The organism is Corynebacterium sp. NML120713, assembly GCF_001875735.1.
GTDB classification, from domain to species: domain Bacteria; phylum Actinomycetota; class Actinomycetes; order Mycobacteriales; family Mycobacteriaceae; genus Corynebacterium; species Corynebacterium pseudogenitalium.
This window is the reverse complement of record NZ_MLCR01000010.1, coordinates 38025-63006: the sequence shown is the minus strand read 5'-3', so window position 1 is coordinate 63006 and position 24982 is coordinate 38025. Positions and strand designations below refer to the sequence as shown.

Sequence of the window (24982 nt, the reverse complement as noted above, 5' to 3'; positions counted from 1 at the left end):
CTTTCCTCGCGCCGGGCGAGGCACTCGCGTACCGGGACATGCTCGTCCTGCCGGACATGGCGCTGACCCGCGCCGCACTCGGCTTCGGGGACCTGCCGGCCCGCAACGTCCCCCAGGACGCGCTGCTCGCTGTCCTCCCCTTCCCGGTGCTGGCGGTGCGCGCGCTCGTGGTCGGCGCCGCCGCCGCTGCCGCGTGGGCGGGGTGGCGGATCGGTCGCGACGGCTGGGGCCGGTTCGCGGCGATCACGGTCGCGGTGTGGAACCCGTTCGTCGTCGAGCGCCTGCTGCAGGGGCAGTGGTCGGTGGCGGTGGCCGCCTGGCTGCTGCCGCTGGTGGCGCTTGGCGCGCGTGGCAGCATCGCTGCCCAGTGGGTGTGTTCGCTGACCCCAACCGGCGCCATCGCCGCCGCCCTCCACTCCCGGCGCTGGCTGTTCAGCGCTCTGACCTGCGCGCCCTGGGTCGTCGCCGGTGCAGTTGCCGCCGTTGGCGGCGGGCACGGCACATCCTCGGCGCAGGCCGCCGCCATGTTCGCCCCGCGTGCGGAGGCGGGCGTCGGCACCCTCGGTGCACTGCTCGGCCTGGGCGGAATCTGGAACGCCCACGCCGTACCCGCCTCCCGTTCCTCCGGCTTCGCCGTCTTCGGCGTGCTGCTCTTCGCCGTGCTGTGCCTGGCGTGGCGCCACGTCCCGCGCCGCCTCCTCGCGCTGGCGGGCCTCGGGTTCGCGCTGGCGCTCGCGTCGTGGGCGGGCCTACTCACCCCCATTATCCAGTACGTTCCCGGCGGCGGCCTCCTTCGCGACGCCCACAAACTCCTCATCCTCGCCATCCCCGCCTACGTCACCGCCGCCGGCAACCTCCCGGGGCTTCGCGCCCAACTCGCGGGCAGTTTCGCCCTCCTCCAGCTTCTCGACGCCCCCTTCGCCCTCTCAGCCCTCACCCCAGTTCCGACGTCCTCCCTCCCGATCCCGCACGTCGACCACCAGGGCCGCGACGTCTTCTTCGTCGACCGCCCCACCCTCGCCCTGCGTACCGACGGCGCCCCCATCGTCGACCCCGCCCTCAAGCTCATGAACGTCGTCGAGTCCGGCGCGCTACGCGTCGGCGACGTGCAAGTCGACCCGCCGTCCCCACGCTGGTCCGCCCTTAACGCGGATGTGGGGCTTGCCGCCTCGATGGGCGTCGGCGTGGTGGTGTACCCAGATGGCCGCTCGGTGAACACGGGGGCCGCGCCCGTCGGCCTGCCGCCGCTTGGCCTCGGACTGTTCGGACTGTGGTGCACATCGCCCCTGATTGCGCTGCTGACCAGGCGCTATTGGTAGTTGGGAGCCACCCATTATTGGAGCATTTGCAGTATTCTTGCGCGTAGGTTAAAGTGAACTCCAGGTAAACAAGAGTTTAACAAGGAGCGTCATTATGCAGATTCAGTTCAACACCATCCAGAAGCGCGTACTTCGCAACATCCGCCACGACCTCATCGAGGCCTGGACCCCACAATTCAGCGAAGCCGAAATCAACGACGCCTTCGACACCGTCCTCGCCGAGCACTGCAGCACCGCAACCGTCGAAGACTTCATCCCCGTCCTCGTCGAAGCCGAGATGCTCAACCGCCTGCGCGCAGGCAGCCTCCTCGCAGCCGCCTAAACTCCGGTTCACTCATACTCAACGCGCTCTGCCTGCCCCCATCCCCCTCCCTTCCATCTGCAAAAAGTTCCCGCGCCCTGCGTCCGGGAACTTTTTCGCGTTTTCGGGGGCCTCGGCGGCCCTCCGGAGGCGTTTCCCCAGGCCACTTCGTTTGCTCGCTCGAGCCCGCTGAAATAGTTCCCAAGCTCGGGAACCATTTTGCGTTTTGCAGCTGCTCCGGTCGACCGACGTAGTGTTTCCCCAGGTCGCGACGACTGACCACAAAGAAAGTTCCCAGGATCCGTGATCGTGGGAATGATTTCAGAGTCCTCCGCCCGCCCGCCCATTACCGCTACCGTTAATTCTGGCTCACGCTGATGTCCCTACACAGTGATGCGAGCGTGACTCCCCCTGTCGGTGCGCGGTAGGCCCGTGCATGACGTGGGCTGCCCCGTGTGCCTTGTTTGGCGAGGGACAACCCTACGACGTTTGGGAGGTAGAAGATGGGTAAGCACTCATTGGATACGCCCGGTCACAAAGGAAAAGACCCCGCCACCAAGAGAACGGCAATTCTCAACCTGGTGAGCGGAATCCTTAATCTTGTGACCGCTATCGTGAAGTTCATTACGGTGATACTTCACATGGGTCGTTAGGCCCGAGAGCCTCCACTAGCTACAACTGGTTGGGGCCCTTTTATAGAGCAGCAACAGTCCGGCAACGAACCATGCTGTCACTTTTCAGGCTAACGAGTGCTCACCACTTTCGCAATACCTCTTCAACAAACCACACTACTGCTGACGTAATTTTCAATCCACCCTAATATCCCCAGGTCCGAGTCCGAGCGCCTTGGTTTGTTCCACTAATCAGTGGCGTTACCATCCGACGAGCTTTCGGAATGAAACTCAGACTGAATAAGGACGGCCATAATTGATGTTCACGTTACTTCTTTCCGTGAAGGGTGACAGTAAGAAGTCACTCTCCCACGGGCATGGGACCCTCCACAGGTACGTGTCATCACCCAAATAACCGTCTTCGTCTAATGCTTGTTCACGTTCCGGCCGAGGACGCTCGATTCCGAGTAAACTCTCAGGGACGAAAGCTTTACGCCCTACAGGATCCCACCATTGAATGTCGTGATTCCAGTAGTCTTCGTCCATAAAAGATCCGGTAAAATGGACGAGGATTTCACTTGGCACAGCTCCAGAGTGAGAGAGGTTGCCAATGGGAATGTCCTCGTACCATATTTCATGGTTTATCAGTTTCCCTTCTTCGATCCACTCGAGGATCGTATTTTCCTCAAAACTAGCTCCCGCCAAAACCTGTAAAGACTTGCGAGGGTCGTCTAGAAATAAACGTTTCACATATGCCAGGTAGATACGGGGCGAAGGAATCACCCGAGAATCACTGTTAACCATGCTCGGGATTTTACTCCCCCCGACGCGCCTGAGGTCGCTATATAAACGAACGTGAAACACGCTCCTCACCCCCCAAAAACCACTCAAAGCGTGGTATTCAAAGCGTGCCATGGTCGTGGTGCACCGGTTGTATCCGTTAGTGTCGCGCACAAGTAGCCCGCGCCCAGCCCCGTGCTTAGCGAAGATGCTCCTGCGCTACAGCGGATAATCTTCTTGGAGAAGTCACCCCCTAGAAGCCCATGAGAGATAGCTGTTGTTATAAACAAAGCAGACAGCTAGACCTACAGGCCAAATAAAAGCCATCAGCCCGGAATAGGGAAACTCCACGTGCAGCGCACCGACGATAGGCACCGCGAAGACAGGAAAGAAGTACAGAAAGCTTTCCTGCAAGAACTCTCGAACTGGGCGCTGGAGAAAAAGGTGAACCGATCGCCATACTGCAACACCTGTCACCGCGAATCCGACAAGGCCAACACTAGTAGGCAAGACACCGTCTCGACTAAGAAAGGTATAGAAGCAGTAGTATAAGGCCAAACCCGTAAAGACCAAGGTGAAGCAAGCTTTTACCTTATTTTCCCGCGTAACCTTAGCCATTACGAAACAACCTCTTGAATAATGTTCAGGACTCTCTCCAATGGAAGGGGGCCAACATTACCAGTTACTCCAACCTTTAGAGAGACAATTGTTCTGTGCGTGAGCAGCAGTAGCCCAACCTGAAATAACTACGCTGTGACCGCCCCACCAAATCGCAAGATTCTGGCCAAGTAGCAGCGGAATAGCAAACCAAAATGGTGAAATAGCAGCTACTGCCGCAGCGCCCGCTGCCATTCGCCTAGTTCCTTCCTTACTGATATAGGGCTGATCAGGTTCGTAATACCACGTTTCAGGCCCTCCAGCGATGCACTCACCAGTGGAGCGCCCTCATATGGGAAAACAGAAAGACAAAAGCATCAAACGTTGAGTACTAGTTCAACACTTGATGCTCTTTCTGTGAGACATTCAGTCAGTGAGCTGAATGGTCAGAGTAGGTTTTCCGAGTCTATTTCTTTCCATCGTTGAGCTGCCGTGCCACGTTGTTTAAATGCGCTTACGAGGTCGCGAGCTACTGCGGGATGTCCTACGATGTGGCTTACTTTTGATAGTAGTTCGTTACTATCAGTCGCTTCTGAGTTGAGGAAATCTAGGATTTCTTGTCGAGTCCTGTATTCTTGTTCGAAGGTGAGGTCATGGCGTAGGCACGCTTTATCCCACGCTTTATGCCCTTCGGGGGCTGAGTTGAGTAGGATTGCGATCCGTCCTTGGTTAAGTTCTAATTGGGAAATGCGATGCTCGATATTGTCCATGTTTTTATAGGGCCAGCCAAGCAATAACGGCTGCGATCAGCAGTGAGTAGGACGTACCGACGATTGGTTCTAGGGCTGTTGTGAGCTTTTCTTTCACGATGTGGTGTGCCAGATCTGGTAGCTCTGCTACCTCATCGATTTCGTCGGCAATTTCGTCACTATGCTGCAGAATCTTTTTGCGTGCTCCATCGTCTAGTGTGTCACCAGCTCGCTCGATGAACTTTCAGGTGTATTGCGGAGTAGCCATGAAATACCCTGTAGGGATTTCTTGGCGATGAATCCTTTAACTCCATACGGCTGCACTTCAGGGGTCTCTGATTTGAAGGTGCTGTGTGCGAGGTTGGAGCTTCCTTGGGTACTTGTCGCAGGCGCCTGCTCAGTTTCTTTTTCTGTAGCGTTAGCTACTGCGAATTGTCCAGAAGATGCAAGAAGTGTGCCTGCGACAACCATGGCGGCGATGCGGTGTTGTTGTTTTTGCATGTTAAATATGCTTTCCGTAGATATTGGCAGTGGTGCTAATAATGATAACTTCTACCGAGCTATCGCGCAGGCCGAGTTTCGGCGATCTAAGATTGCTTCGGTCACCAACCTTCAACTTCCTCACACCTAGTGAACGGGGTGAAGGAAGTCAATTGAAGTGCCCCAGATTTTCCCATCTGCTCAGATGGAACAAAACCTGGGGCACTTCAGTCCTTCCAAAGGGAACGAAGAATGTCGGCAACATCGACTACGTAGCGGGTTGGTTCATCAAGGCCGCAGAGTACATGGGCGACCACACCGTACGCACGGCATTCGTATCGACCAACTCGGTTGTCCAAGGCGAACAGGTAGCAAACATTTGGTACCCAATCACCCAATTGGGCTTCCACATTGACTTCGCGCACGACACCTTCCGTTGGGCGAACGAAGCAAGTGACCAAGCTCATGTCTTCTGCGTCATCGTGAGCTTTTCAAAGCAAAAGGTCACCCCGCGCTTATTCCACTACGAGACGCCAGACTCAAACCCGATGGATCTCCACCCGAGCCGCCTCAACACATACCTGGCCGACGCGCCGGATATTTTCGTCTGGAATCGCAATAGGCCCCTTTGGCCCGACACTATCCCCTTACAGGTCGCGCATTTTCACCTGGCCCGACCGATTTTGGGCGACCAGCGTCACACTCCTTGAACACCTCGACCGGAACAAAACCAGAACAAAACCAGACCCGAAACCGTCACCAACCCCAACACCCCCAACCTGCTATCGTGGTGCGCAGGCCACTCAGCGAGCACCAGCCCGACCGGTTTCCTCGGGCGCAATTGGAAACCACCCAAACCTGTAACCCGGTGGCTTTCCGGGTCCCTGTGATTGATCCCTAAGCCTGCACAAGGTACACGGGTACAGTGCACATGAGAATTGGGAACTACCACGGTGCTGGGGGTGGCCGCCTATTTTTTGAAGGAGGATGCGATGTTGTTGGCAGAGGCGCTGGCGAAGCGGGCGCAGGCACAGGATCGGCTGAATGAGTTGGAGCGTCGTTTGACGCGGAATGCGCGGATCCAGGAGGGGGATACCCCGGTGGAGGATTCGGAGGCGTTGTTGAAGGAGTCGGCGTCGGTGCTGCAGAGCATTGAGACGCTGGTGCGCCGGATTAACCACACGAACGCGTCGACACCGTTTGAGGGGGATGCGACGTTGACGGATGCGATTGCGCGTCGGGATGCGTTTTTGCGCGCCCGGAGGTTTTATAGTGCGGTGGCGGATGCGGCGTCGGCACGCGCGGATCGGTATTCCGCCTCCGAGGTGCGGTATGTGTCCACGGTGGATGTGGGCCAGTTGCACGCGATGGCGGATAAGGCGGCGAAGGAGTACCGGGAGCTGGATACGAAAATTCAGCAGTTGAACTGGTCGACGGAGCTGCTCTAAGGGCGCGTGAGAGAGTCGATGAACTGGGTGAACTTGCGCCCAGTTTCCGCCCACGAGTAGGTCCCGGCGCGCTGTTGCGCCTGGGTGCCGAGGGTGTGGCGGAGGGGGGCGTCGTCAAGAAGGTGGGCGACTTCGGCGACGAACTCGGCGTGCGTGCCCACGAGCATGCCGGTTTCGCCGTGCTGCACTGAGTCGGCGAGGCCGCCTGCCGCCGCGTAGCCGATGGTGGGAACGGCGTGTTGGGCGGCTTCGATGACGGCGATGCCCCAGCCTTCTTTGGCGCTGGGCATGAGGTGGAGTTGCGCACGGGCGAGCAGGGCGTGTTTGTGGTCGTCGGCGACGTGGCCGTGGAAGATGACGCGCTCGCCTGCGAGGTCGCCGGCGTATTCGCGGAGTTGGTCTTCCCACCAGCCGGAGCCGATCACGTCGAGCACCACGTTGTCGAGGGCGGCGACGGCGTCGATGGCGTGCTCGATCTGCTTGTGTGGCACGAGTCGGGACAGGGTGACCACGTGGGTGCGGCCGTCGTCGACGAGGGTGGGCAGTTCGGCCGACACGGGGTCCACCCCGTTTTCGATGATGCGGATCGCGGCTGGGTCCACTCCGAGCACCTCCAAATCGCGTTTCGAGGCCTGCGAGACCGTCACGTACGGCGCCCCGCGGTACACCCTGGGCGCCACCTTGGATTCCAGCCACCACCCGAACCGCCCGATGATTGGCCCGGCCACCGGCCACTGTTCCTTGTGGCAGTGGTGCGTGAGCAGCACGGTCGTGGCCCGCGAGTAGAGGCGGGCGAAGAAGGGGATGCCGTTTTGGGTGTCCACGATGATGTCGGGCCGGTGCCGCCACGCGGCGAATGGCGCGTGCAGGTAGACGCTGTATTTGCCTCCGGCGCGTTCGAAGCGGATGCCGTTTCTGCGGGTGACGCGCGGGGCGTCGGTGTGTTTCGCGGTGCGGTAGATCACCTGGTGGCCGGCGGCCGCGAGCGCTTCGCCGACGCGTTCCAGGTACGCCTCGGAGCCGCCCCCTTGTGGGTGGGTGGAGTCGCGCCAACACATCAGCAGTATCTTCATTGTCATGTACCGTACCCGCCACCTGGCCACCTTGGCACGTTCGTTGCGCTTGTTGCGCTCGTTTCGCTATGAGCAGTTCCGCCCCCGCATCTTCTACGAGGGGTTGGCCCGCGACACCTACCAGCTTCTCGACGCCCTCTCCGCCGACCTCACCTCCACCCCACTGCCGGGCAAGTCGGTGTTAGACGTGGGCGGTGGTCCGGGCTATTTCGCCGAGGCCTTCGCGGACACGTTCTATGTGGGCGTGGAGCCGAGCGTCTCGGAACTGTCCGCCGCCGGTATTTCCGGCTACGGCTCCGTTCGTGGCGACGGCACCGCGCTCCCTTTCGCCACCGATTCCTTCGACGTGGTGTACTCCTCCAACGTTGCCGAGCACATCCCGGATTGGCAGACGATGGCCGAGGAGATGTTGCGTGTGGCCAAGCCCGACGGCCTGGTAGTGCTGAGTTACACGGTGTGGTTGGGACCCTTCGGCGGGCACGAGACCGGCCTGTGGCAGCACTACGTGGGCGGCGAGTTCGCTAGGCGTCGTTACGTGGCGGCCCACGGGCACGAGCCGAAGAACAAGTGGGGCGAATCCCTCTTCGCCGTCTCCGCAAAGGAGGGCTTGGCGTGGGCGGAATCGACCGGCAGGCTCCTCGCTGCGTTCCCGCGCTACCACCCGCGCTGGGCCTGGTGGTTGACTCGGGTGCCCCTGCTTCGCGAGTTTGCGGTTTCCAACCTTGTGGTCGTGCTGCGCGGGTAGGATAGGCAACTATGAAACTCCCGATCCAATTCCAAGCCCCATCCATTTTCGCAGCCGTGTTGGCGGTGGTCTCCATCGTGGTTGCGGTCGTGATGGGCGAAACCAGTTCGAAAGCGCCCGTCGTGGAACCGCGCGGCGAGCAGTCAGTCATCCAGGTGGTTACCGAAGACGGCAAGTCAGCGGGCGTATGCTCACTCGGTGGCCTGCGCCAGGAAAAGGTGCACTACACCGACAAGAACTCCGTCTACTACTGGAAGCTCGAGCCGGGGGAGAAACGCATCGACGCATCCTGCCCGAGTATTGCGGCCCTGTCCTCCGGAAAGACACGGCTGGAAGGCTACGCGCAGGTCAGCAACTTTGATAAACCACAGGTCGTCAAGATCACTGTTAAATAGCGTCGAGCGGTAAAGGCTTACAAGGAGCATCTTGAAACAGCAGTCCCGCTTCTCTTCCGATTTAGCGTGATCTGCGATCACCTCACTGATGCCTTTTATTTGGCTTTCTCCCGCCCCTCGACGGGGTGGTCACTTTTGTATACTGTTTCCCTGTTTTTGCTTGCCAAGTAAGTGGGTTGCTCTATCTTCAAAAGTGCGTAGCAAATCCGCTGTGCTCCAGCGGAATGCTGTGGCTGCCCGTCGGAAAGTCGCTGTGCGGCTTACTGCCGAGACAACTACCAAGCCGCCGGTGGCTACTGTGAGGGCTTCCTCGACCTGCGCTGCGTCTGCGTGTAAAAGAGAATGGAACATATGCTTGAAGTTAGCGATATCAGCAAAACCCTCTCGGGAAAACCTATTTTCGATAAAGTTAGCTTTTCCGTAAAGCAGGGCGAATTAACTGCTATCACCGGACCATCCGGGAGCGGCAAGACTACCCTACTTAGCTGCATCATCGGAATCAACCAACCAGACTCCGGTACGATTTCACTATCTGGAAAGACCTACTCAAGTTTCCCCGAAAAAGACCGCCGTAACTTTCGGCTCAAAAATATCGGTGTAGTAGATCAAGGAAACCGCCTCATTGAGGATCTGACATGCCGAGATAACATCCGGCTGATTGCTGAGATGTCCCAAGGTGGAAGAAGGAAGAGTCTCGCTACGGCGAAGGAAATTCTCAAGCAATTAAATATGGAGGCTTATGAAGATCGCTATCCCAGTTCGCTCTCGGGGGGCGAACGTCAACGCATCAGCATTGGATGCGCGCTAGCTAACCGCCCCTCACTAATTGCTGCAGATGAACCAACCTCTAGTCTTGACGATGAAGCTGCCAGGGTTGTGATCGATCTGTTTCTAGAATTTGCCCAGAAATTCCAGGTTCCGGTGGTGGTGGTTACTCACGATGCCCGAGTAACTAAGCATGTATCCGCTGTCTACGAGATCGGTGGTTCGTGTGTATCTCGGTAGCCTAGCGAAGCGGAATAGAAGCGAAGTATTCGTTGTGGGCTTTTTTAACCTGGCGCTGCTGGTGATCCTGCTTCTTCCGATCATGGGAATAATGATGCTCGTAAATGCGGATGAACGCACCCATTGGCAGTCTCCGGAGATTATCGCGGGACAGCAGAGCTCCACAACATGGTCGATCGCTTCCGGCGACGGAGTTTTGGAACTGATATCTGCTACGCCTGCCTACCTCAGCAAAATCCCTCTTCAGGGGCAGGCTCGATCGTTCAACTGTGCCACAGGGGCAGGTGATAACGCTCCGGACAGGTTCGTTCGATACATGGAGGATTTGGAATGCACTTCCACAATTAAAGATACGGCGGTCGCAGACTCCCGGACGGTGAACATTGTTATGCCAACAGATAAGGCAGTAGACAGCTCTGCCACTGCGACCAAGGATCAGGCACCTGTACTTGATCAGACCGTCATTTATATAGTTTTGGTCTACTTTATTGTTGTCGTGCTTCCTTGTCTGGTGTGTTTTTGGAATGTGTCCAAGATCTTCGACCCTGCATGGGAGGAAACTGCTCGGGTTCTTGCGCTGCGAGGCGCCGGGAAGTGGGTCGCGGCTGCGTTGCTGTCGGCTGCACCGTTAGCCGGTCTTCTCGTGAGCGTTTTACTTTCAGTCGCCCCCTTATATCTCGTATCTCGCATTCTCGAAAAGGTGGTCTGGGAAGGCCGTGGGTTCCTCCCTGCGGATGCTTTCGCTGGCCTAGTAGGAGCATTTGGCTGTGGGGTTCTTATCACCATCATGGTGGGCGTCGCGACGTACCTGAGGAGGATGAAACTCTTTGCAACGACTGCATAAATGGCAATTAGCTGCTTTTCCTGTTGGCATAGTAGCAGCGGCCCTGATGGCCATCGCATCCGAGATATTTTCCCTCCCAATCTTGGTTCCTTTAGCCTTCCTCCCTATCATTGCTGGGCTAGTGTATCTTGCGCCATTTCTAGCCCTCGGCGCCGGCTGGTGTTATGAAAAGGTCTTCGGCGGAGGGATCCAAGGGACTCTAATATCAGCTTCCCTTCGCTACCGTGCAACCTCCATTGGTTCGAGCGTAGTGCTCTTATTCTGCATCTGCGCAGTATCGACTGTGACAGTTGGTTTAGCAAATGCCGGACTTGGACAGGTGAGCTCGGGACTGAGTTACTGGAAGCCAGGGATTCACTGGGGAGCTCTTCGCGATGATGCTGAGATTGAGGCCACCTACGAAGAATTCACATCTCCGGGGGTAATGGGAACATTTGGACAAGGGCGAATACTACGGGAAAACCAACGTTCAATAAACGCGTTCGTTATGTCCTGTCATGAATATGCAGAGCTAGCCACTGACGACCCCGTATGTCCAGCCGATGACGCCGAATCAATGTTGATCCCGGTGGGAATGGACGCAGCATCTCTATCTTCTCAATTCGTCATCCCGGTCACAGACACTGAACTAGACCTACCGCCACTACGGATCCAAGAAGTTCCCGGACTCACGGAAATTCTCATTTCGACCTCCAGTGAAGAAATCAACAACGTGGGCAGATATCTATACGCAGATTTGGATCAGCTCCCATCTAATGTTGTTTTGTCTGCAACCATGCAAACCAAGTCCGGATTGACATCGCAGGAAAGAATCGACAATGTCAACTCTGCCATGTCATCCGGGTACGGTGAAGCGGCATCTGCGTTGACGCTCAGTATTATGCTATTCGGACTAGCCGCAGTGAGCGGAATCGCTATTGCAGCGATCAGAGACCGCACTAGACTAGTCAAGGTTCTCACCCTACGGGGAGTACAAGATACGGTCGCTAAGAATCTTGTCCGCATCGAAACGATCAGTCTTACTCTCCCCTTCGCGCTGTTTGGGTGTATCAGTGGCACTCTTCTAGCTGCTGCAGTCGCTCAAGTATCGAGTCTAAATCCTCGGGATGCTTTCACTCCTCATGCACTGGGGATACTGGCGGTTTACGTCGCTGCAGTACCTATCATTACTGAAATCCAGCTTCGCAGAACGGACGGTCAAGATGATTAATCCTGCATGGCTGGTCCAGCTAGTGCGACTTCGGATTGTTGACAAGCGAAGCTCCGAACGGTCAATCGGCAGATTGTTAGGACCACGGATTTAGTAACACTGTGGTGAGTATCCAGTAACGCCCGGGTGAGTATCGAGCAACACCCGGGCGTCGACCATGAGCAGCTACTTTGTAGTGGCTTCTAAGCGCATGTTCGGACCTTGAAGCGTGATGATCTCAGCACCAACAACAAGCCGATTGAGTATCGACTCGGCGATGACAGCATCCGGGATGGACTTGTACCACTCATCGGGCGTGAACTGGGAGGTGACAATCGTCGATCCCCGATGTTCACGCTCAGCAAAAATGTTGAGCAGCTGGTGTGCTGTGGCAGCATCAATCGGTGTTGTTAAGAAGTCATCAAGAACGAGTACGTCTGCCAGGTGGAGATCTTGAAGAAACTCCATGCGTGCTGTGTCATCATGGCGTAGCACCATCAGCTGGTTGGCCAGCGTGTCTGTGCGGAAGAAACGCACAGAGTAGTCGACCGACCAGAAAAATTTCTACCACGACTTGCCCAATTTTGATTGGATCACTGTGATTGCCAAACTGAGTCTTGAGGTCGCGCCGAAGCGCGCGATGAGGTGGGAGACATGCTTTTTTACCGTCGCTTCGGAATACTTCATTGCGGAAGCTATTTCAGCATTAGATAGCCCCTGGCATATGTAATGTAGAATGCGCGCCTCTACCTTAGTAAGGTCCTCATAGGCTGAAAAGAAGTCCACTCGGTGGGATGCTGGGGGTGTGGAAACTTTGTCAGGGATGTAATCAACGAGTCTGCTCAGGGCCTGTGGAGATACCGTGACTCCGCCAGTGAGTGCGTCTCGAACTGCGGAAATAATTGCCTGTGGTCGTGAACTCTTAAGAACATAGCCAGCACCACCACCGGCCAGCACTCGGAGCATTGTCTCGTCACTGTCAAGTGCAGTGATCGCTACGAATGGAGGCGGGTCCGTTCGCCGCTGAACCTCGCTCAACAACGTCACCCCGTCCATCTCCGGCATGTGAATATCGGCCAGAATGATATCGAGAGGGACGTTGTCGAGCACGGTGAGAGCCTCGACTCCATCGTGCGCTTCTGCCACAACGCGGATGTCTTTAGTAGTGGCGAAATACTGTCGGAATGAGGATAAGACCCGTGGGTCATCATCAACGAGAAGAACCTTTATTTGCGCAGTATGTTCGCTCATTTCTTGTAGCTTATTTGCTCCATGGCAGGGCTGGATGATGTTTACAGGAGAAGATATCGGTAATAGTGCCGACGATCGCAACAGCGTTATTTTCGATGTGGGACTCTTGGGGCTGGGAAATTTGCGGCGTTACGGAGACTTGTTCAGCCACCGCCGAGGGGGCGATTAGCAGGGTCAGGATTAATGCTGCTGTGAGGGGAGCAATGGAGCGAAGTCGACGGAAAGGGATCATTCTCTGTCCTCTTTCTGCATCTAGGGGGCATCTCTGGGCTATCTCATTATCTCGCATCAAGTAGCCTCCGTTGCCCACAAGCGAAGGTTATAGACGAAAGTGACCACCGTTCTGGGGGTGTCATTGTTTCTGCTGAGGGATCCGTAACTCGGTATTCCATCGGGTGGAGCTTGAGACTGTCCGCATGTCGCCTCCGATGCCTTCGGCTAGCTGTGAAATAGCCGGAAGACCCAGTCCCGTGGTTAAATCCGATGCCGGTTTTCTGCTGCCAACAGTATTGATGAAGCTGATGGTGACATAGCCGTCGTGGTCCTCCACAGTGAGTGTCACTGTGGAACCGGGATTTGCGTACTTGATGATGTTGGTAGCCACTTCTTTCAGTACCTCTCGGAGTACGACAAGGCCATTTGGGTTAAGGGAAAGGGCCCGGAAAGAGCCCCTTGTTTCCACGGTGAAACCATGTGCTTTTAGGAAGCTGACTATCTGATGAAACTGGTCGGCGGCAGATGGTTCCAAATCGCTAGAGCAGGATGAAGAGTCGCTGCTAAGAATACGCAGTAGACCCCGCACCTCTTTCATGGAATCGCGCGCCTGCTCTGCGATTGCAGCAAGTTCCACCTGGATTTCAGCAGCAAAGCCTTGCTGCAGACTAAGCGTTTCTGCACGCATCACCACTGAGGTCAACGACGCTGCTACGGAGTCATGCAATGCTCTTGCTAACGATGTTCGGCGAGCTCGGATGTCATTATCCCACTGCTCCATCAAGTCTCTTCTCTGAATGATGACGCGGTAAAGGATGTGGCCGAGAAGAACTGCAGCTGCAAGGAATAACGCCCAGACGGTAGATGCCAGCAGATCAGGAGGAAACAGGACCCCTTCTGAAGGGTTGACTGAACCTGAGTACCAAATCAGGATACTTCCGGCTGCCGCCGCTGCTGTGTGGCCACGGTAGGCAACAACTGCAGCGACAAGCGGGGCAAAGAAGGTGAAGGCCGTGGCTCGTATATCTGGCTGTACCGATAAAAGAAGAAATAGAACGAGATATCCGGCCCAGGTAGGTAGCGGGAAACGAGGTACTGCAATGAGACATAAGAGATTCAATGCAGTCGCTGGAATCGTCCAGGGATTGGTAAAAGTACCAGGTTGCAGGAAAAAGTTAACTGCCACCGCCAGGATCCCTACGAGACCAGTCCAGTAGGAGAGAGGCAAGGGCTTCAGCTTGGACCATATTTTTATCAATGATGCTGGCTTCATATTTACCCCATACTCCTGAAGCTTCTTCTGACTGTCAGCAATCTTAGCTGTATGCGATTCTGAAGCTACAAAACGTAATTCCCTCTTACTTGTTTTCAGGCAGATACGACGACTCTTCTCCTGCAAAAGCACCTGTTGAAGCACTCGGTTAAAGACCGTCGGACTTCTAGACGCGTAATCCCCGGAAAAGTTTCTTGTAAATTAGTACAAGCTTGCCGACACTCTCAACCAGCATACTGAGGTGAAGTGTCCTAGGTTTTATTCCGTTTGAGCAGACAGAAAAATCTGGAGTATGCCAAGATGATTTGACCAGGACGCAAAGGACCGTACTGCCCGCCTTATCGATGCTCGTATCTTGGTGGGCCGGAGACTATCCCCATGAGGATGCGTGCATGATCGTGGCACCGAAAACGCGAGGTTGCTCCGTGAAAATCCAGAGCTCCGCGATACTAATGAGGCACTAGGGCTGCCTCGCCTTTCTGCGTCGGAAATAATCCAGTTCATCGATGAATACCGAATTCGTTTCTCTGTCGAGTTCATCTGTGGGACGTTGAAAGATAGCCAAGCTAGTGGGTGCATCATATCGCTTGGTTATCGCCAGGACAATGCCTGCGGTTAAAGTGCTCGTCGCCATTGCGATGTTTTGCTCGTTGAACGCATTAGTGCTATTCATCGGGCCCGGTGTCGGTGTGCGGAAATGGGGCATGCTCTTCACCGTGACGAAATCGATGTCGGTCGTGAGCAAACTGCACGGTTGATGCGACAGGCCGACGTTTCTGGCAAAAGCAAAAGCGGATCACAATCCGTAAGCCTAATGCGCCTCCTCTTCGCCAGGACTGGGTGGAGTGTGAATTCAAACCCAGGACCCGAACAATCTGCGAGTGGCAGACATTACGTATGCACGACGAAGAAAAGCTTCGTGTATGTCGCGTTTGCCATTGGCGTTCATTCTCGACGGATCGTTAGATAGGCGTTACCAGATTCCATGCACACCGAAGTTTTACCGCTGCAAGCTCTCAGCCAGACGATCGCGTCTGCTGAAGAAACAACAGGTCTCAGTCACCACCCGGATCACGGGTCGCAGTATCTCGGCGTTGTCTACAACGAGCAACTCGCCCAGTACGGGTTCGCTGCTTCCACCGGAACTGTTGGTGGCACCTATGACAATTGACAATGCTCTTGCTGTAATTGTGAACAGTTCCTACAAGAACGAGCTGATCCATACTCGCAGGTGAAATGATGCTGTCGAGGGAAAATCGCGATGTTCGAATGGGCGTCATTGTGGAACGAGACAAAGCTCCACCAAAGCTTGAGATACCGGAACCTGGTCGAGGTGGAAACCGAACTTTGGAAGCAGACCCCTCCACTGGCAATAGAAATTAAGGCAAAAACCTAGGAACAAAACCCGGAGCACTTCAGTCGCAGAGTACGCGCTCAAGAGTCAACGCCCTGCTGCTAACGGCACGCAAAGCAAAGCTCTGAACGATTATACCAATTGGCAGTTTGCACAGCGACTGAATTACGTAGAAATCACGATCAAAAAGAAAGTGTCTGCTCTTCTGCGCATACATGGCATGCAGAGCAGAGCAGAGCTGAGCTAGCAACTCTGGCGCGTAAGTTCACATAAACAAAGGCCCGCCACACGGCGGGCCTTTCATCTCAGCGGATTACTTACACCAGAAGCTTACTTCGCGGCGTTGACGCGCTCTTCGAGCTTGTCCAGCTGCTCGAAGATTTCCTTCGGAACGCGGTCGCCGAGGCCAGCGAAGTACTCGCGGGCATCCGCGACGTCACCCTCCCACAGCTTCGGATCTGGGTAGAGGGCTTCCTTGACGTCCTCGATTGGCTCGTCGAGGCCCTCCAGGTCCAGATCTTCCGCGCGGGCGGTGTAGCCGACCACGGTCTCGTCTGCGCCGACGCGGCCTTCGATGCGGTCCACGATCCACTTCAGCACGCGGGAGTTCTCGCCGAAGCCTGGCCACAGGTAGCGGCCGTCCTCGCCGCGGCGGAACCAGTTCACCAGGAAGATTGCCGGCATGCGGTCGCCGCCTTCGCGGCCCATGTCGATCCAGTGCTGGAAGTAGTCACCGACGTTGTAGCCAATGAACGGCAGCATGGCCATCGGGTCGTGGCGCAGGGAGCCGACCTTCGCCTCAGCGGAGGCTGCGGTCTGGCCGGAGGAGAGCATCGCGCCGATCATGGTGCCGTGCTCCCAGTCGTGCGCCTGGGTGACCAGCGGCACGGTGTCCGGGCGGCGTCCGCCGAAGAGGATGGCGTCGACCTTGACGCCCTTCCAGTCGTCGTACTCCGGTGCTGCGGTTGGGCACTGCGCGATCGGGGTGCAGTAGCGGGAGTTCGGGTGGGCAGCCTTCTCGCCGGACTCTGGGGTCCAGTCGTTGCCGTGCCAGTCCACGAGGTGCGCTGGGGCGTCGCCGTCCATGCCTTCCCACCAGACGTCGCCGTCGTCGGTGAGGCCGACGTTGGTGAACAGGGTGTTGCCCGGCTCCATGGTCTTCATGGCGATCGGGTTGGACTTGTAGTTCGTGCCAGGCGCGACGCCGAAGAAGCCGTTTTCTGGGTTGACGGCGTAGAGGCCGTCCTCACGCAGGTGCATCCAGGCGATGTCGTCGCCGACAACCTCGGAGGTCCAGCCCTCGAGCGACGGGGTGAGCATTGCCAGGTTAGTCTTGCCACATGCGGACGGGAACGCGCCGGTGATGTGGTAGACCTTGCCCTCTGGGGAGGTGAGCTTCAGGATGAGCATGTGCTCAGCCATCCAGCCCTCTTCCTTCGCCATGACGGAGGCGATACGCAGGGCGAAGCACTTCTTCGCCAGGATTGCGTTGCCGCCGTAGCCGGAGCCGTAGGACCAGATTTCCTTGGTCTCTGGGAACTGGGAGATGTACTTCGTCTCATTGCATGGCCATGCGACGTCTTCCTCGCCTGGCTCGAGTGGCGCGCCGACGGAGTGGAGGCACGGTACGAACTTGTCGCCCTCGATCTTGTCCAGCGCTTCCTGGCCCATGCGGGTCATGACGCGCATGGACATGACCACGTATGCGGAGTCGGTGAGCTGGACGCCCAGCTTCGGGTCCGGGTCGCTGATTGGGCCCATGCAGAACGGCACAACGTACATGGTGCGGCCTTTCATGGAGCCGCTGAAGTGCTCGCGCATTTCAGCCTTGAGCTCGGCTGGGTCGCGCCAGTTGTTGGTTGGGCCTGCGCCGTCTTCGTCTTCGGTGGCGATGAAGGTGCGGGACTCAACACGTGCGACGTCGGAAGGGTTCGAGCGTGCAAGGAAGGAGTTCGGGCGCTTCTCCTCGTTCAGCTTGATCAGCGTACCCTTCTCCACCAGCTCGGCTGCGAGGCGGTCCCACTCTTCCTGGGATCCGTCCGCGAATACCACCTTGTCAGGATCGAAGAGGTCCACAGCCTCGTTGATCCAAGCAATGAGCTGTTCATTGTCGGTTGGTACGTTGCCTTCGATGCGCTTCACGGCAGTGGTCATAATCTCTCCTGGTCAAAATAGACAAACCTCTAGGTCCCAAGCCTATCGAAATCGCGGTTACGCTGGTCCGTCCCAGACTTTTCGACGCCCACCCCGGTCATAACCAGTGACATACTTCATAGATGCGACCAAGAGTGAGCATGTAAATGTGCCCCGAAAAGGGGTGTGCCCGAACGGTGGAACGTCGATAAATATGGGGCATATGCAGCGGAAACAACATTCCCTTAGTGTGCAAACCCGCAAACAAACGTGACCGGACCCACATTCACCCCTTTCCGGGGGCGCTGGGGGAAATTGCATTTCACTACATGGTGTGGACAATGAACACGATGAACATGTCTGAGAATTCACGCCCTGGCATGGGCGAACTGCCCCACGGGCGGCCCCCACAAACCGAATTTGATACTGGCCTGGACTACCCGCGGCTCGGCTCGGTGACGTTCCGTCGTGGCACGCTGACGGACAACCAAGAGGCGCTCTTCGATGAGCACTGGCCGCGCCTGGGGCAGATGCTCAGCGACACCCCCATCGACGTCGACGAATGGTTCGGCCGCACGGGCCACCCCACGATCCTCGAGATCGGCTCCGGCACCGGCACCTCCACCGCGGCGATGGCGCCGCTGGAGGCGGACACCAACGTGATTGCGGTCGAACTGTACAAGCCGGGCCTGGCCAAACTGCTCGGATCCGTGGTGCGTGGCGAGATCGAGAACATCCGCATGGTGCGTGGCGACGGCGTCGAGGTGCTGGCCCGCATGTTCGGTGAGGAAAGCCTCGACGGCGTGCGCATCTTCTTCCCCGATCCGTGGCCGAAGGCCCGCCACCACAAGCGCCGCATTATTCAGTCGGGCACGCTGAACCTCATCGCCACGCGCCTGAAGAAAGGCGGCGTGCTGCACGTGGCCACCGACCACGCCGACTACGCCGAGTGGATCGACGAACTTGTCAACGTGGAACCCATGCTGGAATACAAGGGTTGGCCGTGGCCAGAGGCGCCGTTGCTGACAGACCGTCAGGTCATCACTAAATTCGAGGGGAAAGGGTTGGAAAAAGACCACACGATCCGCGAATACCTCTGGGAGAAGAAGTAAACCATGCAGGACCTGCAGGACAAGACGCACCCCTACACGCCAGGGGCCGAACCCGGCCCAGAAACCTACCTGCTCGTCTGGGACGCACCGAACCTTGACATGGGGCTCGGCGCGATCCTCGGCGGACGGCCCTCCGGATCGCAGCGGCCGCGTTTCGACGCCCTCGGCCACTGGCTGATCGGGCTCGCGGCGAAGGTCTCGCAGGACACCGGCTCCACCATCGAGCCGGAAGCCACCGTGTTCACCAACGTCGCCGCCCACAACGCCGAATCGGTCCGCCCGTGGGTGGACGCGCTGCGCAACGTGGGTTTCGCGGTCTTCGCAAAGCCGAAGACTGCTGAGGATTCGGACGTCGATCAGGACATGCTCACCCACATCCGCCGCCGCCTCGACGAGGGCGTGCTGCGCGGCGTCGTCGTCGCGTCGGCCGACGGCCAGAACTTCCAGGAGCCGCTCGAACAGCTCGCGGAAGACGGCCTGCCCGTGACCGTCATCGGGTTCCACGAGCACGCCGCGTGGGCCGTCGACTCCCCACTGCTACGCTTCGTCGACCTCGAGGACATCCCGAACGTATTCCTTGAGCCGCTGCCGCGCATCAACCTGGAATCCCTGCCGGACGGCGGCGCATGGCTGCAGCCGTTCCGCCCGCTGACCTCGTTGCTGCACAACACCAAGGAAAAGTAGGAGCTGGCCGTGTTTTACAGGTGGGGACATTTCGCGTACCGGCAGCGCAAGGTGCTGCCGATTGTGGTCATCGCGGTGATCGTGGTGCTGCAGGTGCTCTTCGGCTCCAAGCTGGGCGAGCGCCTCTCGCAGGAAGGCTGGGAGGACCCGCGCGCGGACTCCACCACGGCCGCCACCATCGAGAACGACACGTTTGGCCGCGACAACGCCGGTGATGTCATCCTGCTTGTCCGCGCCCCACAAGGCGTGGCCGACCCCGCCGTGTTCAACGAGGCCAACCGACAAATCGAGGCCTTAAAAACCCAGTTCCCGGACCAGATCGACCACATCACCAGCTACTTCTCCGCGCCGAACCAGCAGCAGATCACCGAGGACGGCACGGCCGCCTTCGCCGCGATCGGCCTGGCCGGCGACGGCGAACAGACGCTGAAGGACTTCCGCACCATCCAACCGGTGCTCAACGACATCACGCTGCCCGGCGACGCCACCGTGCAGATCGCCGGCGCCACCGCCGTCGCCGACGCGCTGGACACCGGCATGGCCAACGACATCGCCCGCGCCGAGAAGGTCGGCCTGGTGTTCGTGGCTGTCATCTTACTGTTCGTCTTCGGCGGCGTGGTCGCCGCGGCAATGCCACTGATCGTGGGCATTCTGTCCATCATCGGCTCCCTGTCGCTGCTGTCTATCTTGGCGCAGTTCCAGCAGGTCAACATCTTCTCCCAGTCGATTATTACGCTGCTCGGCCTGGGCCTGGCCATCGACTACGGCCTGTTCATGGTGTCGCGCTTCCGCGAAGAACTCGACCGCGGCGTGAGCACCGAGGAGGCCGTCGCCGCCACCACGACCACCGCCGGCAAGACCGTGTTCTTCTCCGCGCTGATGGTCGGGGTGGCGCTGTCCGGCCTGCTCATGTTCCCGCAGGCCTTCCTCAAGTCCGTGGCCTACGGTGCGATCAGCGCCGTGATGCTCGCCGCGGTCATCTCCGTGACCATGCTGCCGGCGCTGTTCGGCATGCTGGGACCCAACATCGATAAGTGGTCGGTTCGGCGGACGTCGCGAAGGGGACGTCGAATAGAAGACACCGTGTGGTACCGGCTGCCGGCGTGGGCGATGCGCAACTCCAAGAAAGTAGTCGTCGGCGCGACCGGCGCGCTGCTGCTGCTCACCGTGCCGATGGTCGGCATCACCTTCGGCGGCATCAACGAAAGCTACCTGCCACCCAACCAGGAAACGCGGCAGGCGCAGGACGCCTTCAACGAGGAGTTCCCCGCGTTCCGCACCGACCCAATCAAGCTCGTGGTCACCAACGCCACCAACGAGCAGCTCGTGGACGTGGTCCTGCAGTCCCGCGAAGTCACCGGCCTAGCCAAGCCGCTGTCCCCGTCCCAGGCGACGAAGGACGGCACCACGGTGCTCTCCGCGCCGCTGGCGGACCGCAACGGCGGGCAGGCGGTCGTGGACCAGCTGCGCGCCATCGAGGCGCCAGAGGGCGTCGGCGTCTACATCGCAGGCACCCCGGCCATGGAGGTCGAATCCATCGAGGCGCTGCTGGAGCGGCTGCCGTGGATGGCGCTCTACATGGTGCTGGCCACGTTCCTGCTGATGGCGCTACTGTTCGGGTCGCTGATCCTGCCGGCGAAGGCCGTCATCATGAACGTGCTCGGCATCGGCGCAACCCTCGGGTTCCTCACCCTCGTCTTCGTTGACGGCGTCGGCTCCGACCTGCTCAACTTCACCCCAGGCCCACTGATGAGCCCGGTGCTGGTCCTCATCATCGCGATCCTCTACGGCCTATCCACCGACTACGAAGTCTTCCTCGTCTCCCGCATGGTCGAGGCCCGCCACAACCGCGCCACCACCGACCAGTCCATCAAATACGGCACCGCGCACACCGGCGGCATCATTACCGCGGCCGCCGCCATCATGATCGTGGTCGCCGCCGCCTTCGCCATGAGCGACATCGTCATGATGAAGTACATCGCCTTCGGCATGATCGTCTCCCTGGCCCTCGACGCCACCATCATCCGCCTACTCATCGTGCCGTCCGTCATGCACCTCCTGCGCGAGGACAACTGGTGGGCACCACGCTGGGTCAAACGCGCCTACCGCAGCCTCGGTGAAGGCTCCAGCTCCGTCCCACTTGTCGACGCCCCCTCCGACCCCACCCACACCCCCGTCGACGAAGCGATCGCCCTCGACCCCTCCCCCGCCCGCGCAGGCAGGACCGTCAACGAGGACTCCGAACTTGTCCCCTTCACGGAACTCATGCAGGAACTCGAAACCCGCCGGGCGCTCGAGCAGCTCAAGAAGCGTGAACTTGAACGCTAAGTGGCTGCGCTGGACAGCACCCGTCGTCATCCTGATTGTCGGCCTGGTGCTGTTTCGCGACCGCCTCCCCTTCCTCGGCGAAGCCTGGACCACGCTGCGCCGCGTCCACCCGCTGCCGCTGATCGGGGCCGTCGCCACCGCCTTTGGCGCCATCGCCGCCATGGCTGCTGTGATGCTGGTACTCCTCAACATCGAAGGGCACATCACCAACCTGCGCAATTGCATCAACATCACGCTCGCCTCCAACGCCTGGTCCACCACCGTCCCCGGCGGCCCGGCGCTCTCCGCGTGGCTGACCTTCCGCGTCCACCAGTCCTGGGGCGCCTCCACCGGACTGTGCGCCTGGTTCTTCGTCGTCTCCGGGGCGTTGTCCACTGTGTGGATGGCGCTCATCGGCATCAGCGCCGTCGTCTTCATGGGCGCGAAACTGTCTGTGTGGGCCCTGGCCGGGTCGCTCGCGGGGACCGCGGCCGTCGTCGGCGGCCTCTACTGGGCAACCCGCAACCCGACAGTGCTGAAACGCTGGCTGCGCTTCCTGCCCGCCCGCGTCGCCACCAAAGCCAGCGGCGTTGTCGACCAGGTCGCCGCCATCCAAATGTCGCGCCGCCGCTTCACCGCCGCCGCCGTCTTCTCCCTGCTCAACCAGGTCCTCGACCTGGCCGTGCTCTACTTCTGCGCTTGGTCCGTCCTGGGCGCCGCCCCAGGTTTCAACCCCGGCCTCAACCAAACCTCCGCGATGGGCATCACCCTCGCGTTCATCATGACCAAACTCGCCGGCGCCGCCCAAGTCACGCCCGGCGGCGTGGGCACCGTGGAGGCCATCCTCGCCGGCTCCCTGGTCACCGTCGGCCTCACTCTTGTCGACGCCACCGCCGTCACCGTCCTCTACCGACTCATCTCCTTCGCCCTCATCACCGCCATCGGCTGGGTCGTCCACACGGCCGAGTACGCCGGGCGCGGCTACATGCTGGGCAAGGCGTGAGGTCGGCCCTGGCCTGGCCTGGCCTTGTCCGGCCCGGCCTGGCCTGGTCTGGCCTGGTCGCCCGAAAAAGTTCCCAACGTTTTTTGAAAACCGGGAACATTCTTCGTAGACAGTCGTCTCGAACTGTAGAAACGCGAGTGTTGGTCGACCGGAACCGGCCCCTAACGCAAAATGATTCCCGGGCTCGGGAACTTCTTTCGTTGAACTCGTGAACACCCCAAGTCACGCGGTGCAACACCGAGTAGGAAGGACACAGCGATGACGGTAGTCGTACTGAAGTGGCCAGCACAAAGACGATGGTGAAGCCGAGAATGAACAACCCGGCCGCACCCGCTACCGGCCACTGGCATTTGGTGACCACCGTGCCCCCTCGGCGTCGTAGTCGACCTCCCCGCCGACCACACTGGCCAGATACGACATATACCTGGGTACCAGGGCTACGACGCACGGGGAGGCGAACGAGATCAGACCGGCAGCTGCCGCAGCCAGGATGCCGAAACACCGAGGAAGATCATCAGTGACCCGGTGAGTGGTCTGCAGCGACTCTGCCTACCTCGGCACTCAACCCTGCTGTGGGCGTTACTCGTAGCGAAGCGAGCTGAACATCCCGGTTTCCATGTGATAGGCGTTATGGCAGTGAAATGCCCACTCACCGGGGTTGTCAGCGATCAGGTCGGCGACCATGGTTTCACCGTGGCGGAGAAGGACGGTGTCCTTGCGTAGCCCGTCGCTGCCGGGCAGCGCCCACGTGTGGCCGTGGATGTGCATGGGATGGGGCATCATGGTCCTGTTGCGCATGACCATGCGCAGGCGCTGGCCCGCCTGCACGGTCGCGGAGGAGGATTGGCCGTCGGTGAGAATGCTCCATTCATAGGGCATCATCTGCCCGCCCAGGTCGATGCCAACTTCTCGGTCTGGTGTGCTCTCGGGCAGGAGTGCACGGTCTGCAGGCTTCAGGGAGGACAGAAGCAGTCCGGTGGAAGACAACTCGGGGAAGTCGACATCGGGGTGGGGGGCCTGGCCGCCAGCGGTGCGGATGACGGCGAAGGCGCGGTCGTCCTTTCCCACCGCCAAAGCCGTGAGCGGGAAGACGCCGTCGCCGAGGATGACCTCGACGTCGACACGCTCGCCCATCGACAGGTAGATCGATTCGGTCTCCCTGGGCTGGACAGGGAAGCCGTCGGTGTGAGTGACGGTCATGCGGTGACCACCGAGGGCCACCTTGAAGATGGTGTCACCGCCGGAGTTGATAAACCGCAGGCGGGCCTTATCGCCCGGGCGAGCCTCAAAGGTTCGGTGAGCGCGGGGGATACGTCCGTTGATGAGGTAGTGCGGATACATCACATCGCCGGCATCCCCGCCCAGAACCCGGTCCGGGGTGCCGTGCATCATGTGGCTGTGACCTCCCATTCCCATCCTCCCGTTATGGTCGCCCGAACCCATTCCGGTGAGCTTATCGAGCTCATCGTCGGGAGTGCCCTGAATACCATCGACCCAGTCGTCGAGCACGATGGTCCACTCGACGTCCTGGTCCTCAGCGTCTTGCGGGTCACGGATGATCAGTGGGGCGTGGAGGCCGCGATCAAGCTGCAGGCCGGTGTGGGAATGGTAGAAGTAGGTGCCACCGTGGGGGACTTCAAAAACATAGGAGAAAGACTCGCCAGGTTCAATGGGGTCCTGGGTCATGCCGGGCACACCGTCGGCTGCGTTGTGGAGTGCGATGCCATGCCAGTGGATGGAGGTGCTCTCAGGCAATTCATTGGTGATATCGACCTGGAGGACGTCGCCGGCGGTGGCCTCAATGGCCGCATCCCCGGTGTCAGAGACGTATCCCCACGTCTTGGCTTCGATGCCGCCGATATCCAGGGAGAGGGGCCGGGCGGTCAGTGTCCGCCGCACCGTCGGCTCACCGAACGCAGTGGGAGTGGGGCGAAGGGAGGAACCTGGTGCCGAGGCAGCGGGTCCAGGGTCGCTGGTGCAGGCGGCCACGGCCCCGGTGCCGGCGAGGACGAGCCCGCCGAGCAGAAACTGTCGTCGGGAAAACGCGTTCGTCATGATTTAACCTTCCTGGTGTAAGAATTCAGTGACACGGAGAGACAGGTGCAGGTGAGGACCC

24 protein-coding genes and 1 pseudogene are annotated in these 24982 nt (G+C 58.9%); 14 read left to right on the top strand and 11 right to left on the bottom strand.

Annotation, left to right across the window (positions count from 1 at the left end; all coding sequences use genetic code 11):
* Window positions 1–254 precede the first annotated feature (254 nt).
* Both BJP06_RS04890 and BJP06_RS04885 read left to right on the top strand, forming a co-directional pair.
* Window positions 255–1319, top strand: coding sequence for a hypothetical protein (locus tag BJP06_RS04890; RefSeq protein ID WP_255365790.1), 1065 nt, complete (start codon window positions 255–257; stop codon window positions 1317–1319).
* 94 nt (window positions 1320–1413) lie between these two features.
* The gene (locus tag BJP06_RS04885; RefSeq protein ID WP_071573035.1) at window positions 1414–1641 is read left to right on the top strand and encodes a three-helix bundle dimerization domain-containing protein; all 228 of its coding nucleotides are present in this window, start codon (window positions 1414–1416) and stop codon (window positions 1639–1641) included.
* Between the two features lie 881 nt (window positions 1642–2522).
* Here the strand turns inward: BJP06_RS04885 and BJP06_RS12285 are convergent.
* The 3 genes from BJP06_RS12285 to BJP06_RS12280 form a co-directional block, all read right to left on the bottom strand.
* Complete coding sequence (locus BJP06_RS12285) at window positions 2523–3035, bottom strand: hypothetical protein (protein WP_252931552.1); 513 nt, start codon at window positions 3033–3035, stop codon at window positions 2523–2525.
* Window positions 3036–3257: 222 nt separating this feature from the next.
* The gene (locus BJP06_RS04880) at window positions 3258–3629 is read right to left on the bottom strand and encodes a hypothetical protein (RefSeq protein ID WP_071573033.1); all 372 of its coding nucleotides are present in this window, start codon (window positions 3627–3629) and stop codon (window positions 3258–3260) included.
* 941 nt (window positions 3630–4570) lie between these two features.
* Complete coding sequence (locus tag BJP06_RS12280) at window positions 4571–4858, bottom strand: hypothetical protein (protein ID WP_252931550.1); 288 nt, start codon at window positions 4856–4858, stop codon at window positions 4571–4573.
* A 41-nt stretch (window positions 4859–4899) separates the two neighbouring features.
* Between BJP06_RS12280 and BJP06_RS12065 the strand changes: the two genes are divergently transcribed.
* Together BJP06_RS12065 and BJP06_RS04855 are read left to right on the top strand one after the other, a co-directional pair.
* Complete coding sequence (locus BJP06_RS12065) at window positions 4900–5547, top strand: DNA methyltransferase (protein ID WP_177224261.1); 648 nt, start codon at window positions 4900–4902, stop codon at window positions 5545–5547.
* Between the two features lie 282 nt (window positions 5548–5829).
* The gene (locus BJP06_RS04855) at window positions 5830–6285 is read left to right on the top strand and encodes a DIP1984 family protein (RefSeq protein WP_071573165.1); all 456 of its coding nucleotides are present in this window, start codon (window positions 5830–5832) and stop codon (window positions 6283–6285) included.
* Here BJP06_RS04855 and BJP06_RS04850 read toward each other — a convergent pair.
* Window positions 6282–7358, bottom strand: a complete 1077-nt coding sequence (locus tag BJP06_RS04850; protein WP_071573164.1) for a glycosyltransferase family 4 protein — start codon at window positions 7356–7358, stop codon at window positions 6282–6284. The genes BJP06_RS04855 and BJP06_RS04850 overlap by 4 nt on opposite strands.
* Before the next feature lie 4 nt (window positions 7359–7362).
* On the opposite strand from BJP06_RS04850, the gene BJP06_RS04845 reads away from it, so the two are divergent.
* From BJP06_RS04845 to BJP06_RS11870, 5 genes are all read left to right on the top strand, one after another.
* Complete coding sequence (locus BJP06_RS04845) at window positions 7363–8103, top strand: class I SAM-dependent methyltransferase (protein WP_071573028.1); 741 nt, start codon at window positions 7363–7365, stop codon at window positions 8101–8103.
* Between the two features lie 11 nt (window positions 8104–8114).
* Window positions 8115–8498, top strand: a complete 384-nt coding sequence (locus BJP06_RS04840) for a hypothetical protein (protein WP_071573027.1) — start codon at window positions 8115–8117, stop codon at window positions 8496–8498.
* Between the two features lie 351 nt (window positions 8499–8849).
* The gene (locus BJP06_RS04835; protein ID WP_071573025.1) at window positions 8850–9503 is read left to right on the top strand and encodes an ABC transporter ATP-binding protein; all 654 of its coding nucleotides are present in this window, start codon (window positions 8850–8852) and stop codon (window positions 9501–9503) included.
* Between the two features lie 34 nt (window positions 9504–9537).
* Window positions 9538–10347 carry a hypothetical protein gene (locus BJP06_RS04830; protein WP_071573023.1) on the top strand — a complete coding sequence of 270 codons (810 nt, stop codon included), beginning with the start codon at window positions 9538–9540 and terminating at the stop codon, window positions 10345–10347.
* Between the two features lie 46 nt (window positions 10348–10393).
* Entirely contained in the window at window positions 10394–11557 is a 1164-nt protein-coding gene (locus BJP06_RS11870) for a hypothetical protein (protein ID WP_143110543.1), read from the top strand.
* A 165-nt stretch (window positions 11558–11722) separates the two neighbouring features.
* Here BJP06_RS11870 and BJP06_RS04820 read toward each other — a convergent pair whose 3' ends face one another.
* From BJP06_RS04820 to BJP06_RS04810, 4 genes are all read right to left on the bottom strand, one after another.
* The gene (locus BJP06_RS04820) at window positions 11723–12073 is read right to left on the bottom strand and encodes an ATP-binding protein (RefSeq protein WP_071573020.1); all 351 of its coding nucleotides are present in this window, start codon (window positions 12071–12073) and stop codon (window positions 11723–11725) included.
* A gap of 27 nt (window positions 12074–12100) precedes the next feature.
* On the bottom strand, window positions 12101–12787 hold the full coding sequence (locus BJP06_RS04815) for a response regulator transcription factor (RefSeq protein WP_071573019.1): 687 nt from the start codon (window positions 12785–12787) through the stop codon (window positions 12101–12103).
* Between the two features lie 10 nt (window positions 12788–12797).
* On the bottom strand, window positions 12798–13019 hold the full coding sequence (locus tag BJP06_RS11865; RefSeq protein ID WP_143109625.1) for a hypothetical protein: 222 nt from the start codon (window positions 13017–13019) through the stop codon (window positions 12798–12800).
* A 120-nt stretch (window positions 13020–13139) separates the two neighbouring features.
* Complete coding sequence (locus tag BJP06_RS04810) at window positions 13140–14273, bottom strand: sensor histidine kinase (protein ID WP_071573018.1); 1134 nt, start codon at window positions 14271–14273, stop codon at window positions 13140–13142.
* A 985-nt stretch (window positions 14274–15258) separates the two neighbouring features.
* On the opposite strand from BJP06_RS04810, the gene BJP06_RS11860 reads away from it, so the two are divergent.
* Window positions 15259–15444 carry a hypothetical protein gene (locus tag BJP06_RS11860; protein ID WP_143110542.1) on the top strand — a complete coding sequence of 62 codons (186 nt, stop codon included), beginning with the start codon at window positions 15259–15261 and terminating at the stop codon, window positions 15442–15444.
* A 513-nt stretch (window positions 15445–15957) separates the two neighbouring features.
* On the opposite strand, the gene BJP06_RS04800 is transcribed toward BJP06_RS11860, so the two are convergent.
* The gene (locus BJP06_RS04800; RefSeq protein WP_071573016.1) at window positions 15958–17781 is read right to left on the bottom strand and encodes a phosphoenolpyruvate carboxykinase (GTP); all 1824 of its coding nucleotides are present in this window, start codon (window positions 17779–17781) and stop codon (window positions 15958–15960) included.
* Between the two features lie 329 nt (window positions 17782–18110).
* On the opposite strand from BJP06_RS04800, the gene trmB reads away from it, so the two are divergent.
* From trmB to BJP06_RS04780, 4 genes are read left to right on the top strand one after another with little or no spacing between them, the layout of a single operon-like run.
* Complete coding sequence (gene trmB, locus BJP06_RS04795; protein ID WP_071573163.1) at window positions 18111–18872, top strand: tRNA (guanosine(46)-N7)-methyltransferase TrmB; 762 nt, start codon at window positions 18111–18113, stop codon at window positions 18870–18872.
* A 3-nt stretch (window positions 18873–18875) separates the two neighbouring features.
* Window positions 18876–19556, top strand: coding sequence for an NYN domain-containing protein (locus BJP06_RS04790; protein ID WP_071573015.1), 681 nt, complete (start codon window positions 18876–18878; stop codon window positions 19554–19556).
* 9 nt (window positions 19557–19565) lie between these two features.
* Entirely contained in the window at window positions 19566–21884 is a 2319-nt protein-coding gene (locus BJP06_RS04785; RefSeq protein WP_071573014.1) for an MMPL family transporter, read from the top strand.
* Window positions 21868–22866, top strand: a complete 999-nt coding sequence (locus BJP06_RS04780) for a lysylphosphatidylglycerol synthase transmembrane domain-containing protein (RefSeq protein WP_255365789.1) — start codon at window positions 21868–21870, stop codon at window positions 22864–22866. Before BJP06_RS04785 ends, BJP06_RS04780 begins: the two co-directional genes overlap by 17 nt.
* A 277-nt stretch (window positions 22867–23143) precedes the next feature.
* On the opposite strand, the pseudogene BJP06_RS04775 reads toward BJP06_RS04780, so the two are convergent.
* Window positions 23144–23406: pseudogene (locus BJP06_RS04775) on the bottom strand (cytochrome c biogenesis protein CcdA); the annotation flags it as partial.
* Between the two features lie 39 nt (window positions 23407–23445).
* Window positions 23446–24921, bottom strand: a complete 1476-nt coding sequence (locus tag BJP06_RS04770) for a multicopper oxidase family protein (RefSeq protein WP_071573012.1) — start codon at window positions 24919–24921, stop codon at window positions 23446–23448.
* Between the last annotated feature and the right edge of the window lie 61 nt (window positions 24922–24982).